The 17,782-nt window shown below is 67.7% G+C and carries 14 protein-coding genes; 5 read left to right on the plus strand and 9 right to left on the minus strand.

What is annotated here, in order from left to right:
- Window positions 1-3 precede the first annotated feature (3 nt).
- A complete protein-coding gene (locus KHY18_RS07300) occupies window positions 4-954 on the plus strand; it encodes a radical SAM protein (RefSeq protein ID WP_213296891.1) in 951 nt (316 codons plus the stop codon).
- Here KHY18_RS07300 and KHY18_RS07305 read toward each other — a convergent pair whose 3' ends face one another.
- The 3 genes from KHY18_RS07305 to KHY18_RS07315 all read right to left on the minus strand — a co-directional run bounded on the left by KHY18_RS07305 (window position 955) and on the right by KHY18_RS07315 (window position 6,656).
- Entirely contained in the window at window positions 955-2,085 is a 1,131-nt protein-coding gene (locus KHY18_RS07305; protein WP_213296894.1) for a lipocalin-like domain-containing protein, read from the minus strand.
- 43 nt (window positions 2,086-2,128) lie between these two features.
- A complete protein-coding gene (locus KHY18_RS07310; protein ID WP_213296897.1) occupies window positions 2,129-4,015 on the minus strand; it encodes a choice-of-anchor I family protein in 1,887 nt (628 codons plus the stop codon).
- A gap of 76 nt (window positions 4,016-4,091) precedes the next feature.
- Complete coding sequence (locus tag KHY18_RS07315) at window positions 4,092-6,656, minus strand: ABC transporter permease (RefSeq protein WP_213296911.1); 2,565 nt, start codon at window positions 6,654-6,656, stop codon at window positions 4,092-4,094.
- A 201-nt stretch (window positions 6,657-6,857) separates the two neighbouring features.
- Here KHY18_RS07315 and KHY18_RS07320 point away from each other — a divergent pair, with 201 nt between their 5' ends.
- Window positions 6,858-7,286 (plus strand): Hsp20/alpha crystallin family protein, encoded by a 429-nt coding sequence (locus KHY18_RS07320; RefSeq protein ID WP_213296914.1) that lies wholly within the window; start codon window positions 6,858-6,860, stop codon window positions 7,284-7,286.
- 6 nt (window positions 7,287-7,292) lie between these two features.
- Here the strand turns inward: KHY18_RS07320 and KHY18_RS07325 are convergent, their stop codons facing one another.
- From KHY18_RS07325 to KHY18_RS07335, 3 genes are all read right to left on the minus strand, one after another.
- Window positions 7,293-7,976, minus strand: a complete 684-nt coding sequence (locus KHY18_RS07325) for an ABC transporter ATP-binding protein (RefSeq protein ID WP_213296917.1) — start codon at window positions 7,974-7,976, stop codon at window positions 7,293-7,295.
- Between the two features lie 10 nt (window positions 7,977-7,986).
- On the minus strand, window positions 7,987-8,979 hold the full coding sequence (gene miaA / locus KHY18_RS07330) for a tRNA (adenosine(37)-N6)-dimethylallyltransferase MiaA (RefSeq protein WP_213296920.1): 993 nt from the start codon (window positions 8,977-8,979) through the stop codon (window positions 7,987-7,989).
- A gap of 164 nt (window positions 8,980-9,143) precedes the next feature.
- A complete protein-coding gene (locus KHY18_RS07335; RefSeq protein ID WP_213296936.1) occupies window positions 9,144-9,983 on the minus strand; it encodes an alpha/beta hydrolase in 840 nt (279 codons plus the stop codon).
- Window positions 9,984-10,094: 111 nt separating this feature from the next.
- Here KHY18_RS07335 and KHY18_RS07340 point away from each other — a divergent pair, with 111 nt between their 5' ends.
- Window positions 10,095-10,964, plus strand: coding sequence for a methylglyoxal synthase (locus KHY18_RS07340; protein ID WP_213296938.1), 870 nt, complete (start codon window positions 10,095-10,097; stop codon window positions 10,962-10,964).
- 181 nt (window positions 10,965-11,145) lie between these two features.
- On the opposite strand, the gene gdhA is transcribed toward KHY18_RS07340, so the two are convergent.
- Window positions 11,146-12,492, minus strand: coding sequence for an NADP-specific glutamate dehydrogenase (gene gdhA, locus KHY18_RS07345; protein WP_213296966.1), 1,347 nt, complete (start codon window positions 12,490-12,492; stop codon window positions 11,146-11,148).
- 298 nt (window positions 12,493-12,790) lie between these two features.
- On the opposite strand from gdhA, the gene KHY18_RS07350 reads away from it, so the two are divergent.
- Both KHY18_RS07350 and KHY18_RS07355 read left to right on the plus strand, forming a co-directional pair.
- Window positions 12,791-14,200 (plus strand): MFS transporter, encoded by a 1,410-nt coding sequence (locus KHY18_RS07350; RefSeq protein ID WP_213296969.1) that lies wholly within the window; start codon window positions 12,791-12,793, stop codon window positions 14,198-14,200.
- A complete protein-coding gene (locus tag KHY18_RS07355; protein WP_213296972.1) occupies window positions 14,197-14,892 on the plus strand; it encodes an aspartate/glutamate racemase family protein in 696 nt (231 codons plus the stop codon). The genes KHY18_RS07350 and KHY18_RS07355 overlap by 4 nt, the downstream gene beginning before the upstream one ends.
- Window positions 14,893-14,898: 6 nt before the next feature.
- On the opposite strand, the gene KHY18_RS07360 is transcribed toward KHY18_RS07355, so the two are convergent.
- The gene (locus KHY18_RS07360; RefSeq protein WP_213296976.1) at window positions 14,899-15,732 is read right to left on the minus strand and encodes a MurR/RpiR family transcriptional regulator; all 834 of its coding nucleotides are present in this window, start codon (window positions 15,730-15,732) and stop codon (window positions 14,899-14,901) included.
- A gap of 18 nt (window positions 15,733-15,750) precedes the next feature.
- On the minus strand, window positions 15,751-17,733 hold the full coding sequence (gene mutL / locus KHY18_RS07365) for a DNA mismatch repair endonuclease MutL (RefSeq protein WP_213296979.1): 1,983 nt from the start codon (window positions 17,731-17,733) through the stop codon (window positions 15,751-15,753).
- Between the last annotated feature and the right edge of the window lie 49 nt (window positions 17,734-17,782).

Below are 17,782 nucleotides of genomic sequence, written 5' to 3' on the forward strand. Positions count from 1 at the left end.
GCTGTGAACCTCGGCATTCTTCTGTGGAATACCTGCGATGCGTCCTGTGCGCATTGCGCGGTCTCATCCTCGCCCACCGAGGCGCGGGTGATGTCCAACAGCGACATCAAGAGGATCATTGATGGCGCATTTCTGGATGGAAAAAAGCCCAGTATCGGCCTGTCTGGAGGCGAGGCATTTCTCCACCTGGCGGATCTTCTGGAGATCGTCGCTTACGCGGTGCAAAAGGGTGGCCGGGTGTCGGTCAACACGAACTGCCATTGGGCGCAGGACATGGCTGAGGCAAGGCGCATCGTGCGGCTGGTCAAGAATGCGGGCGTGCACAAGCTGGTGGCTTCCACGGACACCTTCCACAAGAAGTACATCGACGACCAATGCGTGATCCATGCGGTGAATGCCTGCATAGAGGCGCACCTCGAAATCGAGATTCAGTATGTGGCCACCAGAAAGACCGAGCGCATGTTCGAGTTCATCGAGAAGCATGCCGACGATCTGGTGAATATCACCTGCCGGGAGATTCCCTGCCATCCCGTAGGGCGGGCCGAGAAAATGAAGCGCAGTGCGCTGATATTGCGCAGCAAGCTGCCCAAGGGCACCTGTCCCAATGCGGTGTTGTCGGTGTCTGCCGATGGCCGCTACATTCCCTGCTGCAACACGGCCGGGCATCTGAAGGCCTTGGAGATGGGAACGATTGCGGAAAACCAGCAGGTGGTTGCGCGCCGCTATGCGCATTCGCCCGTGATGCGCAAGCTGTGGGAGAAGGGGCCCATCTCATTTGTTGCCAGCGCCCAGGCCGCGGGTTTCGTGCCCCAGCCTCTGGGTTATGTGGACCAGTGCCATCTGTGCCATGACTTGTTCAAGGACACGGAAATTTCCGCGCAGTTGAAAAAACTCGCTGACCAAGAAGCTTTTGACGAACTGTATGGAACCTATCAGGCCTATCTTCAGGATTGATCAGAGCCTGATTTTTGCGGCATACCCCGTCATTTCGAGATAGCCGCGCCCGCGCAGCGCGCCGCCATCGGCTGCGCGCAGATCGCATAGGCCTTCCCAGTAGATCGTTCCCGTCGATGCGCGGCTGTCGAGTTCCTGGGCGTCGAGCAGGGCCGCCACCCGCCAGCTGCCCGCGGGCGTGGAGACAAGCCATTCGACGGGATAGCGCGCGCCGCTGGCCGGGCTGGTCCACCAGCGTTGGGGCGTGAACGTCACTTCCTCGGCGCCGAAGATGCGCGCGGCCTGGCCGGGCGCGCGCCAGGAGCCGCCGGCCCAGAGGCTGCTGGCGTCGGGCCGGCGCAGGCGGAAGGCCGTGAGCGCGCTGCCATCATCGAGATTCATGCCTATCCAGTCCCAGCCCTGGGCTTCGGGGTGCATCAGCGCGTCGCTGACTTCGTGGTCCAGCCAGGCACGGTTGTGGGCCTTGCTGTCAATGGCGAGTTCGCGGCCATCGAGCGTGATGCTGCCGGACACTTCCAGCTGTGGCTGGCTGTAGTAATAGCTGGCCTGGGCGGTGTCGGGGCCCTTGCGCGACAGGCCGGCCTGGCCTTGGAGCAGCACGGGCTGGGTGGTCGCGAGCTGCAGCGCGAGATCGAAGCCATCGCCCGCGATATGCGCGGCATAGCGGCTGGCCTCCATGGCGGAGCCGCAGGAGGCTGGCGTGCGGCGCAGAAACCAGTTGCCGAGCTGTACATCGGTATCGCCAGCGCGTGCCTGCGCCAGCCCCATGCCTTCGCGCGCGCTGCGTTGCGCGTGCAGCTGACGCTGGCCCGCGACATCCGTGAGCGCCGCATGCGCGAACACCAACTGGCGCGCGGCAAAGGCCGAGCGCAGATTCTGCGTGGAAGCTACGCGCGAACGGAAGAATGTGAGCTGGAACCCCAGCAGCCGGCCCTGGGCCTGCACCTGGCCGGTGATGTACCACCACTCGGTGGCTAGATCGGGGTGGCTGCCGAAGTCGCGTGGAAACTCCAGCGTGCGCGCGGGCAAAGCGCTGCCGGTCGCTGGCAATGCCAGCGCACCGACGCCGGCCGCGGCCTGGGTCAGCCAGCGGCGGCGGGAGTCGAGAAACGGCGGGCGTGGAGCAGACATGGCGTCTGCCAATGTAGCGCAAGCCCGCCGTCGATGCCGGCTATCAGTAGGTCATCTTCAGCTGGAAGATCGCGGTCGTGCCGCTCACTTCGTTGCCGACGATCAGCAGCGGCTTGCCGTTGGGCGACGAGGCTGCGGGCACGAAGTGCAGGCCTTCGGGGCCCAGATCGCCGACCTTGTCGAGGTTCTTCTCGGGGTCCAGATCCCAGCCTTCGCGCGTGTTCAGGTAGTCCATCTGCACCGGTGCCTTGGGGTTGGTGATGTCATAGACGAGCACGCCGCCCATGCGCTCCAAACCGACAAAGGCGAAGGTCTTGTCGCCGACCTTGCCCACGGTCAGGCCTTCTGGCTCCGGACCCTTGGCGCTGCTGCGTGCATCCAGCGTGGCGGTTTCGTCGTGGCCGGTGTTGAAGTAGGTCTTGCAGGGAATGCTGCGCGCGCTGCCGAGCTTGCACGCGTCGCTCGCGAGGAACTTCTCGATCGCCGCGCCCGAATCCCAGACCAGGGCACCGTTCTCGTCCCAGATCGAGAACGAACGGCCGCCGAAGGCGTACAGGTTGTCGTACATCATGCGGTCGCCCGTGGGGCTGGCCACGCCCGCGGCGGTGTACAGGATGGGCGTGCCGTCGGCGTTCTGCTGGTAGCCCTGGGTCCAGGTGACCTTGAGGCGGCCCAGCACATCGTCGTCGCGGCACTTGCCCGGTGCGCCCGCGGTCGCGCCGCAGTAGGCGAAGGTGGCGGGGTTGAGCAGGCCGCCCGCGGCCAGCGCGTTCAGGTGGGCCGGCAGGTCGTCGCCCTTGCGCGCGCTCCAGCCCTTGGCATTGGTCAGGTGCTTGACACGGAATTCCTCCATGAAGCCCTTGCTGGTGTCGCCGTTCACGTAGGCCGGATTGTCTTCGCCCCAGGTGCGCGCATCGCCTTCGTTGGCGGTCACGAGGTAGGTCTTGCCGCCCGCGTCGTAGGCCGCGATGCTGTCGGGCATGTAGAGGCTGCGCAGGCCGCCCCAGGTGGTGATGTTGATCTTGCCGTCTTCGTCCTGGATGTCGAGCGCGTTGGCTTCGAGGCTGTTGTCCTTGTAGCCCAGCGCGGTCACCGAGATCACCTTGGCCGATGCCAGGTCGATGCGCGCCAGCGCGTTGTTCTCCTGCAGCGTGACCCAGGCCGTGCGGCTGTCGGCCGATACGGCGATGTACTCTGGCTCGAAGTCCTTCGCGGCCGTGGCCTTGGGGCCGAAGATGCGCACGCCGCGCGCGCGCAGCGCGGCTTCCTGGCCGTTGTACTGCGTGAAGCCGGCGGTGCGCGCCACGGGCTTCTTGGCGTCGGTCACGTCGATCACGCTGACCGAGCCTTCGGGGTCGATCTGGTAGTCATCGCTGGGTTCGCCTTCGTTGGCCACCAGCACATACTTGCCGTCGGGCGTGAACGTCACCATGTCGGGCTGGGCGCCGATCTCGATCTGGCTGATCAAGGCCAGCGTGCTCGCGTCGTACAGCGCCATGCGGCCGTTGTCGGTTTTCACGGGAGCCTGCATCGCCACGGCGACGATGCCGCTGCGCACTGCCACGCTGTTGATTTCCGCGCCGGCGAGCACGGCCGTGCCTTCGATGCGGCCGACCTTGACGGGCTTGTCCGGGTTGCTCAGGTCCAGCACGTCGACGGCGCCGGCCAGCGCGTTGACCACAAAGCTGCGCTTGCTCGCGGCATCGTAGGCGGTGATTTCGGCCGCGCTCTTGACGAATTCACCGGTCGCGTAAGTGCCTATCTTCTCCAGCGCCACGGTCAGGGGCGTGGCCTCCACGGCGGGCGGGGGCGTGACGACAGCTTCCGGCGTGCCGTCGCTGCCGCCGCAGGCAGACAGCAGGGCCGTGGCGAGAACGCTCAACGCGAACAGACGGGTGTGGGCAGGAAGCGAGCGCAGGGAAGAAGCCATGGTAGGTAGGAGCGGATGCAGTGGTCGAAGCCTGCGTTGTAGCGGGCGTTCGTGACACTGGCGTGAATCCGCGCCGCTACCAGTCTTCCTTGACGGCCAACACCGCATCGCGCCCGGCCGCGGCCCGGCCCGCGAGCCAGGCGGCCAGCGTGCCCGCGGCCGTCACGGCCAGCGCCAGCAGCGCCAGGCGCAGCCAGGGCAGGCGCAGCTCCATGGTCCAGTGAAAGCTCTGCGGATTGACCACATGCACCAGGATCACGGCCACGCCCAGGCCCAGCACCGTGCCGGCGAGCGCACCCAGCGCACTCCAGACCGCGCCTTCGCCGGCGACGACGCCGAGAATCTGGCGCCGCGTGAGGCCCAGATGACTGAGCAGACCGAACTCCTTGCGCCGCGCCAGCACCTGGGCGCTGAAGCTCGCGGCAATGCCGAACAGCCCTATGCCTATGGCCACGGCCTGCAGCCAATAGGTGACGGCAAAACTGCGGTCGAAGATGCGCATGGAGCGTTCGCGCAGGCCTTCGCTGCTGACCCATTCGAGCGGGCCATGCGTGGGCGCGAGCGCCTGGATCTGCGCCTGCAGCGCGGCCAGATCGGCATCGGCTGCGGGCCAGAGCGCGATTTCCGAGATACGGGCATCGCCCGTGAGGCGCAGGTAGTCGCCGCTGTCGATGGCCACGGCGCCGAACTGGCGCACATAGTCGCGCCAGATGCCGGCCACAAAGAACCGGGCCGCCTTGGGAAATGCGGACTGCAGCGCGGGCCAGGGCTGGCCGGGTTGCAGGCTGTACAACTGTGCAGCGGCTTCGCTGACATGCACGCCAATCAGGCCCGGCGGCACGGCCAGCGGCGGCGCGAGCCAGGGCAGGGCCTGGGCCTGTGCGCCGAGCAAGGGGCGCACCAGCAAGGCCATGGCCGGCTGGGCGCTGTCCAGCGCCAGGCTGGCGTTGCGCTGGGCCTGGGCGCGCGCCACGCCGGGCAGTGCGCGCACCGCATCGACCAGTCGCGCCTCGCGCAGGCCCGCATCGCCCTGGCCCGAGCCGCCCGCAGCCCGCACATAGGCCGGCGCGGGCAGCGCGGTATCGAGCCATTCGAGCATCGAGCCGCGAAAGCTGCTGACCATCACGGTGAGCGCCACGGCCAGGCTCAGGCTCGCGACCACACCGCCGACGGCCACGCTGGCGCTGGCCCGCATGCGCCGCGCGCGTTCGAACGCCAGCAGCCACAGCGGACGGCGGTGCGCAAACTCCGGCAGGCGCCGCAGCAGCCGGCCCAGCAGCCAGGGCAGTGCGGCCATGCCCCCGAGCAGCAGCAGGGCCACCGAGAGATAGGCCGCCAGCGGAATGCCGGCGATCGGCGGCAACCAGGCCAATCCCGCGCTGGCCGCGAGCAGCAGCAGCGGCAGGCGCGCGCCGGCTTGCGGAATCTGCAGCGCGCCCAGGCCCTTGAGCGTGGCCGCGGCGGGCAGGCGCTGCGCGCTGCGCGCCGGCCACCAGCCGCCGGCCAGCGTCGCCGCCAGGCCCAGGCCTGCGAACACCAGCGCTGCGGCGCCGCTCCACTGCAGCGCCGGCTGCACATCGCCAAAATAGCCGCCGCCCAGATCGCCGCCCAGCAGCCGCAGCGCCAGTGCGGCCAGGCCCAGGCCCAGCGCAATGCCGCCCACGCTGCCCAGCAAGCCCAGCACGGCCGACTCGGCCAGCACCAGCGCCAGGCGCTGGCGCGCGGTGAGGCCCAGCACCGCCAGCAGCGCAAACTGCGGCGCGCGCCGCGCCACGCTCAGCGACAGCACCGAGTACACCAGGAAGGCGCCCGTGAACAGCGCCACCAGCGCCAGCACCGTCAGATTGACGCGGTAGGCGCGCGACATCTGCGCCACGCGCTGCTGCTCGTTGCCGGGGACGCTGGCCAGCACGCCCGCAGGCCAGCCCGGCATGGCGCGCAGCTGCGTGAGCAGGCCGTCGGCATCGGCGCCCGGCGCCAGCAGCAGATCGACGCGGCTGATCTCGCCCCAGCGCTGCAGCAGATCCTGCGCTGCGCCGATATCCATCAACGCCAGCGGCGGACCGCTGGCGGCGACGGTGCCCGCGATGCGCACCGCGACCGGTGCCGACGCCGCTGCGCCGCTGGGCGCGGGCAGCCGCCACCAGAGTTCCGCGCCGGCCGCCTGGGCTTCGTTCAAGTTCAGCGCCTGCAGCGCCGCGGCGTTGAGAAACACCGTGGCCGGGGCAAACAGATCGAGCCTGTCCTGGCCGGCAAAAAGCCGCGGCATCAGCGCCGGCGCCATGGGCGCCAGTTGCAGCGCATCGCCGCCCAGCAGCCGCAGCGTGACCGGGCTGCCTGTCCCGCGCTGTGCCTGTACCGAAGCCTCGAGCCAGGGGGCGGCGTGGGCCACCTCTGCATGGCGCGCCACCATCGCATAGAGCTGTTCGGGCAGCGCGCCCTGCATCGGGCGCAGTTCCAGATCGGGCTGGCCCTGCACGCTGCGCACGGCGCGCGAGAACTCGTCGAGCGCCGAGGCATTGATCACATGCACCGCGAACCCCAGCGCCACGCCCAGCACCACGGCAATCAGCGCGCTGGCCGTACGCCAGGGGTGGTGCAGCAGTTCCTGCAGGGAAAAAGTGCGCAGCAGGGCAAACATGGATAAAGGCGTCAGAGGATGTGGGCGCTACGTGCCGGCCCGTGCCAGTCAGGGCCTGGATAGGCCTGAGGCCTGTGCGTTGATCCTTGAAAAAACGGCGCGCAGGACCACAATTTAACAGCAGGCCCCGCAGCCATGTGCTGCCAGCGGCCAGGCCTTGCACGCCGGCCATGCGCGCGTGCTGTCTGAAGGAGGAATGTCATGAACGCATTGATGGGTCGTGGTGGTTTGCTCGACGAATTCTTCAAGGATGTGAACCCTGGTTTCTATATCCGTCCGCTGCACGGAGATCCGCTGCCTTCGCCTTCGCAGATCAAGGTCGATGTGAAGGAAAACGAAGCTGCCTACACCGTGCACGCGGAAGTGCCTGGCGTCGCCAAGGAGGACATCCAGGTGGCCATCGACGGCAACGTGGTGAGCCTGCGTGCCGAAGTCACGCAAAAGGATGAGCAGACCAAGGACGACAAGCTGCTGCGCAGCGAGCGCTTCTATGGCGCGGTGGAGCGCAGCTTCCAGCTGCCGCAGGAGATCGACGCGGCCCAGGCCAGGGCGCGTTATGACAACGGCGTGCTGACGTTGACGCTGCCCAAGAAGCAGGGCGCACAGACCCGGCGACTGACCATCGAATGAGGGTCGTCAGGCCGCAGCCATGCCGTCGGCGCGCAATTGCAGCACGCGGTCGGCGCGTTGCGCGGCGTCGCGCGAATGGGTGGCGAGCACCAGCGCGGCGCCGGCCGCGCGCGCCTGGGATGTGAGCAGATCAAGAATACGCGTGGCCGTGGCCGGGTCGAGATTGCCCGTGGGTTCGTCGGCCAGCAGCAGCCGCGGGCGGTGCACCAGCGCGCGCGCAATCGCCACGCGCTGCAACTGGCCGCCGCTGAGCTGCTGCGGCAGGCGCGCACCCAGCCCGCCCAGGCCTACCGCGTCCAGCATGGCTGCGACGCGCGCAGCGGCTTCCTGGTGGCGGCCCAGCAGCATCAGCGGCAGGCCCACGTTCTGCGCGACATCGAGATGCGGCAGCACATGGAAGGCCTGGAACACAAAGCCCAGATGGGCGCGGCGCCAGACGGCGCGCTGGTCATCGCTGAGCGCTCCCAGGTCGGCGCCGTCGTGCGTTATGCGGCCTGCATCCCAATGGTCCAGCCCGGCCAGGCAGTTGAGCAGTGTCGACTTGCCCACGCCCGACTCGCCGACGATGGCGACGATTTCGCCGGCAGCGACGTCGAACGACACCGCGCTGAACACGGGCGCGCCCGCATAGTGCTTGGCCAGGTTCTCCACGGAGATGGCCGGGGCGGCGGGGCGCTGCGCGGAGTTCATGGCTTGGGGCTCAGCCCTTGTGCGCGGCCAGATGGTCGAGCACGGCCTGCACCAGCGCCGGCGTCGCTCCAGGTGCATCGCAGGCAATCACCTGGCGCTGCGGCATGCTGCGCAGCCAGGTGATCTGGCGCTTGGCGAGCTGGCGCGTCGCGGCAATGCCTTTTTCGCGCAGCAGGTGGCGGTTGAGGTCGCCGCCGCGCCGCGTCTGCCAGTCCATTTCGTCCCAGACCTGGCGATAGCCCACGCAGCGCATTGACGGCAACTCGGCATGCAGATCGCCGCGGGCGCGCAGGCCCGTGACTTCGGCGACCAGACCGGCGTCGAGCATGGCGTCGAAGCGCTGCGCAATGCGCGCATGCAGCCAGCTGCGCTCGGTAGGCTCGAGCGAGAACAGCGTGGCGATGGCCGGCGCGCTTGCTTCGGCCGTGCGCGCGCGGGTGTGGAAGTGCGACAGCGGCTGGCCTGAGATGGTCCAGACTTCGAGCGCGCGCTGGATGCGCTGGCTGTCGCCGGGCGCGAGCCGCGCCGCGGTCTCGGGGTCGACCTGGGCGAGTTCGGCATGCATGCCATGCCAGCCGATCAGCGCCGCGCGCTCCTCGAGCTGGGCGCGCACCGCGGCGTCGGCCGCGGGCATGTCGTCTATGCCGTCGAACAAGGCCTTGAAGTAGAGCATGGTGCCGCCGACCAGCAGCGGCAGCGCGCCGCGCGCGCGGATTTCGTCGATCAGGCGCTGCGCGTCCTGCACGAACTCGGCGGCGCTATAGGCCTGCAGCGGGTCGCGGATATCGATCAGGTGGTGGGGCACGGCGGCCTGCTCGGCGGCCGATGGCTTGGCCGTGCCGATGTCCATGCCGCGGTAGACCAGCGCCGAATCGACGCTGATGATTTCCACGGCCTGGCCGCGCGCGCCCAGCACGGCCGCAAGGGCCATGGCGGCCGCGGTCTTGCCCGAGGCGGTCGGGCCGGCGATGGCGATGCAGGGCAGAAGAGGGGAGGCGGTCATGTCGCTGATAGTCACAAAACAGCGGCCCGGCCGCAAGGGGCGGGGCCGAAAAGCTCATCGAGGAAGCGGGAGTGCCGCGCCCGCGCCCAGCGCCACACAGGGCAGGGCGCGCACGCGCGCATAGGCGGCAAGCGTAGCAGACGCCAGGCGGCGCGCGCGCGATGTCAGGGCGCCTGCAAGTCGAACAGTTCCTGCAGCGCCACGCGGTACTGGGGCAGGCCGACGGCATTGGTGTTGTGGTGGCTGCCGCCCTCGACCAGCACCCAGCGCTTGGGCGATTGCGCGGCCGCATAGAGTTGCTCGCCCAGCGCCGGCGGAATCAGCCGGTCGCTGCTGCCATGCACCACCAGCAGCGGCGAGCCTATGCGCGCCACGCGCGCCTGGGAATCGAAGGTCTGGGTGAGCAGCGGGCCCACGGGCAGCCAGCCCCAGCGCATGCTGCCGATCACATCGGTCATGCGGCTGAACGTGCCTTCGACCAGCGTGCCGCGCTCGTCATCGACTTCGCTGGCCAGCGCGATCGCGATCGCACCGCCCAGCGAGTGGCCGAACAGATAGCGGTCGTTTTGCGGATGCTGTCGTGCCAGCCAGTCCCAGGCCGCGCGCGCGTCCTCGATCGCCAGCTTTTCCGAGGGCAGCCCGGCGCTGCTCTGGCCGAAGCCGCGGTAGTCGATGGCCAGCACCGAAAAGCCCAGCGACTGCATGCGGCGAATGCGCTGCGACGAGCCCGAGACATTCCAGCGCGCGCCGTGCAGATAGAGCAGCACGGGTGCCGCCGCGTTCTTCGCCGGCAGCCACAGCGCGTGCAGGCGCACGGCTTCGCCGCTCAGGCGCGAGTCGAAATCTATCCAGATGTCTTCCATGCCCGCCATGTCGGCGTTCTGCCAGCTGCGCTGGCTCGGCTGGAAGATCCATTCGCGCTGCTTGGCGTCGAGCAGCGCGCAGCCGCTCGTCGCCAGCAGGGTGCAGCAGACGGCGGCAAGAACAAGGCGGGCAGGGCGCATAGGAGGGATGAGGTTGAACGTGGCGCAGGCATTCAAGGATATGCTCTTGCTTATTGGCCGACCCAATCAGGGGAATCGGTCTGTATCCGGCTGTTTTTTCGAGAGAGATCTATGCGCTTGGGTTTAGCTGCCAACCGTCTTCACCACCAGGCCGACGACGCGGCCCTGTTCTCGTGGCTGCGCGCCTGCGAGTCCGGCATACGCGAACTCCAGCTCGGCCTGCATGCCGTGGGACGCACCTACGATGCGATCCAGGCGGCAGGCATGCTGAATGCGTATTCCGGCATGCGCCGCTACCCCTATGGCCGCGAAGGCGGGCTGATGAAGCTGGTCGCCGAAGTCGTGGGCCTGGAGGAAGATGAGCGCCGGCTCGACGGCGCGATCTATTTCATCGATCCCGTGGACCCGTCGTCGATCTTTCCCGAAGCACTGGCCTTGAAGCGCCAGTGCGTGATCCATGGCAAGCCGTTCCTGTCGACTGTGGCCTCGGCGCGCGACTGGATCGAAGTCGAGCGCCTGCACCGCGGCTTCGTGCCCGACAGCGGCGCCAAGCGCTTCTACGCGCTCGAGTCGCAGACGCTGGCGCTGATTGCCCACGATGCGCTCAAGCCCGCGATGCTCGACTTTGCCGAGCGCAACTTTGCGCTGCTGTCGCGCTTCGCGCGCCGCGTGGGCACGGGCACTACGGGCCAAAAGCTCAATGAAATGGCCTGGAGCAAAGGCTGGCCCGCCGACCGCCAATGGGTGGACCGCTACCAGAGCGGCCCGCTGGGCGGCGATGCGCAGATTGCCGATCTGGTGCTCGAGCGGCGCTGCCAGCGCGTGATCTTCTTCGAGGACCCGCATGTCGCACGCCAGCACGAAGCCGACATCCAGCTGCTCGAGCGCGCCGTGACCACGGCCACCCACGAGACAGTCTGCATGACCACGCCCCAGGTCGCGCAGCGCTGGTGCGATGCCGCCGCCAGGCGCGGCAAGTAAAGCGCATTCGGCGCCATGAAAAAAGGGACCTCGCGGTCCCTTTTGTGCACAGCACGCATCACCCCCTTCAGCGATCAAATCTGGGCGCTAGGTTTTTGCCGCCGGGCCGCCCCAAGGCAAAAACGCGCCCCCTTGGGGGGCAGCGCAGCTACGCGCAGCGAGCAAGCGTGGGGGCCGCAGGTTACACGACGCCCTGGGCGATCATTGCGTCGGCGATCTTGACGAAGCCGGCGACGTTGGCGCCGTCGATGTAGCTCACGGTGCCGTCGGCGCGCTTGCCGTACTTCAGGCAGGCCGCATGGATGCCTTGCATGATCTGCAGCAGGCGGCCATCGACTTCTTCCGCAGGCCAGGAGATGCGCGCCGAGTTCTGGCACATTTCCAGACCCGACGTGGCGACGCCGCCAGCGTTCGAGGCCTTGCCCGGTGCGTACAGCACGCCCGCGGCTTCGAAGGCCTTGGCGGCTTCGATCGTGGCGGGCATGTTCGCGCCTTCGGCCACGCACAGCACGCCGTTGGCGATCAGTGTCTTGGCGTCGTTGAGGTCCAGTTCGTTCTGCGTTGCGCAAGGCAGCGCGACGTCGACCTTGATGCCCCAGGGCGTCTTGCCGGCGAGGAATTCAACGCCGGAAACCTGCGCTGCGTAGTCGCTGACGCGGCCGTAGCGGTGGTTCTTGACGTCCATCAGCAGCGCGAGCTTGGCGGTGTCGAAACCGGCAGCGTCGTAGACCGTGCCCGAGGAGTCGGAGACCGACACCACCTTGGCGCCCAGGGCCATGGCCTTTTCGACGGCGTACTGGGCGACGTTGCCCGAGCCCGACACCGAGACCGTCAGGCCTTCGAACGACTTGCCGCGCGTCTTGAGCATTTCCTGCGCGAAGTAGACCGTGCCGTAGCCCGTGGCTTCGGGGCGGATCAGCGAGCCGCCGAACGACAGGCCCTTGCCGGTGAACACGCAGGCCGCGCTGTTCGTGAGCTTCTTGTACATGCCGGCCATGAAGCCGACTTCACGGCCGCCCACGCCGATGTCGCCCGCGGGCACATCGGTGTCGGGACCGACATGGCGGAACAGTTCGGTGATGAAAGCCTGGCAAAAGCGCATGACTTCGAGCGGGCTCTTGCCCTTGGGGTCGAAGTCGGAGCCGCCCTTGCCGCCGCCCATGGGCAGCGTGGTCAGCGCGTTCTTGAACGTCTGTTCGAACGCCAAGAACTTGAGCACCGACAGGTTGACCGAGGGGTGCAGGCGCAGGCCGCCCTTGTACGGGCCGATGGCCATGCTGTGCTGGATGCGGTAGCCACGATTGACTTGCACCTGGCCTTTGTCGTCGATCCAGGTCACGCGGAACATGACGGTGCGTTCGGCTTCGACCAGGCGTTCGAGCAGGCCGTTCTCAGCGTACTTGGGGTTCTTCTCGATGAAGGGCCAGAGGCTTTCCATCACTTCGGTGACGGCTTGCAGAAACTCGGGTTGGCCGGGGTTGCGCTGTGCCACTTGTTCAAGGAAATGGCCGACGGACTCGTACTTCATGAGAGAACTTTCTGACTAAATAAAACGGCTGCGTGAAAACTTGAAAAAAGATTATGCCAAAAATGTATGCCCTTATGCATCTTTTTGGGGAGGTCTTGTGCATGAGTGGTGCGTTTTTGATTTTTTTGGTGCGTCCTCATCCTTTTTCCGCCCTGTAATGGGGCGTTTTTGCAAATAGACAGTCGGGCCTGAAATTTGCTTTTCTTTTAATGGTGAGTGAAAATTAATTTTCATGCACCGTGGATTCCATTTCAGTCCCTGCCCGGCAGCCGCTGCCGGGTTCAATTGGAGATATCCCATGGCCGGTGAAATTCCCCTGTCGTCGCCCGCGGGCGCCTCGGGCGCGCAGATGCAGCAGCTGGAAAATGCACTCAACCAGATTGGCGTGACGCGCTCGCACAAGAGCATCATCTTTCTGGTCGTCTGCGGCGTGCTGTTCGATGTGTTCGAGCAGAACGCGGTCGGCCTGGTCGGGCCGCTGCTGCGCGAACAATGGGGGCTCAGCGCCACCGACATCGGCTTTCTCAACACCATCACGTTCATCGCCGCCGCGATGGGCCGGCTGCTGTCGGGCTACATGGCCGACCGCTTCGGGCGGCGCACCATGCTGAATGTGAACCTGGCGCTGTTCACGTTCGGCGCGATAGGCTGTGCGCTTGCGCCGGGCTACACCATGCTGGCGATCGCGCGCTTTGTCGTCGGCTTCGGCCTGGGCGGTGAAATCACCACTGCGGTGACCATGCTCGCCGAGTTCTGCTCGGCCAAGTTCCGCGGCACGGCCGTGGGCCTGATCAATGTCGGCGGCGGCGGCCTGGGCAACATGCTGGCGCCGGCCTTCGCGCTGGGCGTGTTCGCGCTGTTTCCCGGCGAAAACGCCTGGCGCTGGCTGTTCGGCTGCCTGGTGCTGCCCGCGCTGTTCATCGTCTTCTACCGGCGCTTCATTCCCGAGACGCCGCGCTACCTGCTGTCCAAGGGCCGGGTCGACGAAGCCAATCGCGTGCTGTCGATGCTGGCCAGCGGCAAGCTCGCCAATGCCGAGTTTCCGCTGCACGCCTATATCACCGCGAGCGCCGATGACCAGGCCCCGGCCGCGGCGGCGCGCAATTCGTTTGCCGACATCTTTCGCGGCGGCTATGCGCGCCGCACGATTGCCGTGGGCATTGCGTCATGGATGACGTTCGGCGCCCAGCTGTCGGTGCTGACGCTGATGCCGACCATCCTGGTCGCCCAGGGCTACTCGATCACCAAGAGCTTCACGTTCACCATCATCATGCAAAGCGGCAGCCTGCTGGGTGCGCTGGCCGCCTCCACCATGGGCTACTACTTCCCGCGCAAGCGCGTGCTGACCGTGGGCGCGGTGGCCGCGTGTCTCGCGGGCCTGGCGTTCGGCAACTTCACCAGCAGCGTGGCCGTGGTGCTGCTGTGCGGCGCGCTGTTCCAGTTCTGCGTGCTCACGCTCAACACCTCGATCTGGATCTACGCCCCCGAGCTGTACCCGACGCGCATCCGCGGCCTGGGTACCTCGTTCCTGCTCGCGCTGGGCACGATAGGCGGTGCGATGTCGCAGGTGCTCGCCGGAAAGATGTTCGATCTGTATGGCGTGGCCGGCATGTTCGGAATGATCGCCGCGATGTATGTGCTGTTCGCCATCGCCGTGCAGTTCGCGCCCGAAACCTTTGGCCGTTCCATCGAGGAGGAGCAGGCATGACCCAGCGCGCAGCACCCGCGGCACAGCTGTTGTTGATCAACCCGAATACGTCCGAGGCGACGACCGCGCTGATGGCGCAGCTCGCGCGCCAGCGGCTGCCCGCGCAGGTGGAGCTGCTCGGCGCCACGGCGCAGGAAGGCGCGCCGCTGATCACCGATGAAGCTTCGCTGGCGATTGCTGTGCGCCAGGTGGTGCAGATGGGCGAGCGTTTCGCGCAGCAGCGCGCGGCCGCAGGGGAGCGGACGCCGGCCGTGATCGTGATCGGCGCGTTCGGCAATCCGGGGCTGGCGCAGCTGTGCGCGCGTGTGTCGCTGCCGGTGCTGGGCCTGGGCGCGGCGGCGATGCGCGCCGGCGCCAGGGGCGGGCGGCGTTTCGGCATTGCGACGATCACGCCGGGCCTGGAGGCATCGATCGCGCAGTCGGTGGCCGAGTTGGGGCTTTCCGGACAGTTTTCCGGCACGCGCATTCCGCCGGGCGTACCGCAAGCGCTCGCGGCCGACCCGGTGCTGCTGCGCGAGCGGCTGGCCTTGGCGGTGGAGCAATGCATTGCGCTCGACGGTGCGCAGGCCGTGGTGATAGGCGGCGGCCCGCTGGCCCAGGCCGCGCAGGAAATCGCGCCGCTGTTTGCGCAGCCGGTGATCTCGGCCGTGGATGCGGCGGTGGAGGAGGCGTTGGGCTTGCTGGGGTTCTAGCCGCGGCTACAACTCTTCCAGCCTGTCATGCCAGGTCTCTATCGCTCCCATGCGCCGGCGCCCTGCAGCGCCCGCGAAATGCATGGTCTGGCTTGCGATCAGGTGGCACAGCATGGTCAGCGCCATGTGGTTGTCGAGCGGCCCGGGCGCCTGGGTATGGCAGCGCAGCAGCCAGTCGGCGGGCAGAGCCTCGCTCGCATGGTCGGTGATGCACAGCACGCGCGCGCCGGCGCGCTGGGCCTGTTCGGCAAAGCGCGCGACCAGCGGCACGCTGCGGCGCAGCGCGAACACCACCAGCATGTCCTGCTGCGTCAGCGAGCCGCCATATTCGGCCAGCGTTTCGCCGGGCCCGGGAATCGCCTGCGGTGGAACGGCCAGCACCTGTGTGAGTTGCCAGCGCAGGTAGGCGGCGAAATTGCGGTTTTGCCGGTAGCCGAGAAAGAACACCTGGCGCGCGTCGAGCAAGGCCCGGGCGACGGTGTCGATCAGCGTCTGGGGAATGCTCGACAGCGTGGCCGCGAGATTTTCGTGCGCCTGCTGCAGCTGCAAGGCCATGGCCGTGGCCGTGCCCGACACCGAAGCCGGCGCCGTGAACAGCGGCGAGCCCGTGCCGCCCTGCAGGCGCGCATGGCGGCGCGCCTCTTCGTAGCTTTCATAGCCCAGGCGCTGCACCAGCCGCGTCACGGTGGCGTTCGACACCCCCGTGAGCTGGGCGATCTCGGACGCGCTGTAGCTCGAAAGATTGCCCGGAAAATCGAGCATGAAGTCGGCGAGCCGGCGTTCGGTGGGCGGCAGCTGCGCGAGCGCGTCGCGCACGCGGGTGATGAAGGAGTCGGACATCGATGAAAAAGGGTGGGCTCAGCGACCGCGCAGAAACAGCGCGTCGAGTTCTCGCATCGTCATCTGCCGCCAGGTGGGGCGGCCGTGATTGCATTGATCGGAACGCTCGGTGACTTCCATCTGCCGCAGCAGGCCGTTCATTTCGTCGAGCGTGAGCTTGCGGTTGGCGCGCACCGCGCCGTGGCAGGCCATGGTGGCGAGAATTTCATTGCGCGCGCGCTGCACCACGGTGGTGGCATCGTGCTCGCCGAGTTCGCCCAGCACGCTGCGCGCGAGTTCGACCGCATTGCCCTGGGCCAGCGAGGCGGGCACGGCGCGCACGGCCAGGGTCTTGGGCGAGAACGGCGAAATCTCCAGGCCCAGCTGGCTCAATGTTTCAGCGTGGGCCTCGGCCGTCGCGACTTCCTGCATGGTGGCCGCGAACGTCGCGGGAATCAGCAGCGGCTGGCTGGGAATGCGCTCGTCGGCGGTGATCGATGACTTGAGCCGCTCGTAGACGATGCGCTCGTGCGCCGCATGCATGTCGACCAACACCAGGCCTTGCGCGTTTTCCGCGAGGATATAGACGCCATGGATCTGGGCCACGGCCCGGCCCAGGGGCCAGAGATTGGGCGTGTCGGCGGCATCGGCTGGAGCCGACGGCGCGCAGGCGGGCTGCTCGGCCGCGGCGAATGCTGGCGCGGCCGGGTCTGCCGACGGCGCGGGCCGGGGCCCGAGGTGGGCCGGTGCCGGGATGGCGGGGGGAGGTGGAAACTCCGCGGCCACCGGCAGTTCTGCGGGCGCTGTGGGCGCGCGCATCGGCGCCCACAGCGCACCCATGTCGCTCACGCGCTGGCCCGGCAGGCTGTTGCCGAAAGGCATATGGGTCTGCTGGGGGCGGGGCGCGAGACTGAATGCCGGGGCGGGCGCTGCGGGAGTCGTCGGCGCAAGGCCGGCGCTTTCAGCGGCCGCCGCCGCCTGGGCGCGTGGCACGGCCAGCGCGTCCTCGATCGCATGCTTCACGGCCTGGTGCACTTCGCGGCTGTCGCGAAAGCGCACTTCGATCTTGGTCGGGTGCACGTTGACGTCGATGCGCGCGGGATCGATGGTGATGTAGAGCGCGTAGATGGGCTGCTTCTGGCCATGCAGCACGTCTTCATACGCGCTGCGCGCGGCATGCGTGATCACCTTGTCGCGCACGAAGCGGCCGTTGACATAGCAATATTGGTGGTCGGGGCGCGAGCGCGCGGCGTCGGGCACGCCCGCGCGGCCGGTCACGCTGATGGCGCCGCTCTGGCGGCCCACGGCGACCGACTGGGTCACGAAGTCTTCGCCCAGCACATCGGCCAGGCGGCGCGCCAGCGCTTCATCGGGGTCGGCGACGTTGACCGCGCGCCACTGTTCGACGAGCTTGCCTTCGTGCCAGATCGCAAAGCCGACTTCGGGGCGCGCCAGCGCATGGCGGCGCACGGCCTCGACGCAATGCGCGAGTTCGGTGGCGTCGGTCTTGAGAAACTTGCGGCGTGCGGGCGTGGAGAAGAACAGTTCCTTGATCTCCACGCTCGTGCCCTGATTGCGCGCTGCCGGGCGCAGCTCGCCGCTGCGCGCATCGAGCAGATAGGCGCTGTCCTGGCCTACGGGGCGCGACAGGATGGAAGCCTCGGAAACCGAGGCGATCGCAGCCAGCGCCTCGCCGCGAAAGCCCATCGTGACCACGGTTTCAAGATCGTGCAGATCGGCGATCTTGCTGGTCGCATGGCGGCGCAGCGCCACGGGCAATTCTTCGCGCGGAATGCCCGCGCCATCGTCTTCGACGGTGATCAGCCGCACGCCACCGGCAAGAAGCCGCACGGTGATCTGCGTGGCACCTGCGTCGAGCGCGTTGTCGACGAGCTCGCGCACCACCGAAGCGGGGCGCTCCACGACTTCACCCGCCGCGATCTGGCTGATGAGTTCATCGGGCAGGTCGCGTATGGGGCGACGGGAGGGGGTGTCGGTGGAGGAGGGGGTTGGAACGTTCACCCAGAGGATTCTAGGGGTTCGCAGCCGGGACGGGCGCCCGGCCCGTGCG

It is taken from the genome of Acidovorax sp. CCYZU-2555, from assembly GCF_018413525.1.
Classification (GTDB): domain Bacteria; phylum Pseudomonadota; class Gammaproteobacteria; order Burkholderiales; family Burkholderiaceae_C; genus Comamonas.

What these genes read in the sequence shown, in the direction of transcription:
- KHY18_RS07335 (WP_213296936.1), bottom strand. Translation starts at nt 9,983, where the DNA reads ATGCGCCCTGCCCGCCTTGTTCTTGCCGCCGTCTGCTGCACCCTGCTG.
- KHY18_RS07340 (WP_213296938.1), top strand. Translation starts at nt 10,095, where the DNA reads ATGCGCTTGGGTTTAGCTGCCAACCGTCTTCACCACCAGGCCGACGAC.
- KHY18_RS07315 (WP_213296911.1), bottom strand. Translation starts at nt 6,656, where the DNA reads ATGTTTGCCCTGCTGCGCACTTTTTCCCTGCAGGAACTGCTGCACCAC.
- KHY18_RS07355 (WP_213296972.1), top strand. Translation starts at nt 14,197, where the DNA reads ATGACCCAGCGCGCAGCACCCGCGGCACAGCTGTTGTTGATCAACCCG.
- KHY18_RS07325 (WP_213296917.1), bottom strand. Translation starts at nt 7,976, where the DNA reads ATGAACTCCGCGCAGCGCCCCGCCGCCCCGGCCATCTCCGTGGAGAAC.
- KHY18_RS07360 (WP_213296976.1), bottom strand. Translation starts at nt 15,732, where the DNA reads ATGTCCGACTCCTTCATCACCCGCGTGCGCGACGCGCTCGCGCAGCTG.
- KHY18_RS07320 (WP_213296914.1), top strand. Translation starts at nt 6,858, where the DNA reads ATGAACGCATTGATGGGTCGTGGTGGTTTGCTCGACGAATTCTTCAAG.
- KHY18_RS07305 (WP_213296894.1), bottom strand. Translation starts at nt 2,085, where the DNA reads ATGTCTGCTCCACGCCCGCCGTTTCTCGACTCCCGCCGCCGCTGGCTG.
- gdhA (WP_213296966.1), bottom strand. Translation starts at nt 12,492, where the DNA reads ATGAAGTACGAGTCCGTCGGCCATTTCCTTGAACAAGTGGCACAGCGC.
- miaA (WP_213296920.1), bottom strand. Translation starts at nt 8,979, where the DNA reads ATGACCGCCTCCCCTCTTCTGCCCTGCATCGCCATCGCCGGCCCGACC.
- KHY18_RS07310 (WP_213296897.1), bottom strand. Translation starts at nt 4,015, where the DNA reads ATGGCTTCTTCCCTGCGCTCGCTTCCTGCCCACACCCGTCTGTTCGCG.
- KHY18_RS07350 (WP_213296969.1), top strand. Translation starts at nt 12,791, where the DNA reads ATGGCCGGTGAAATTCCCCTGTCGTCGCCCGCGGGCGCCTCGGGCGCG.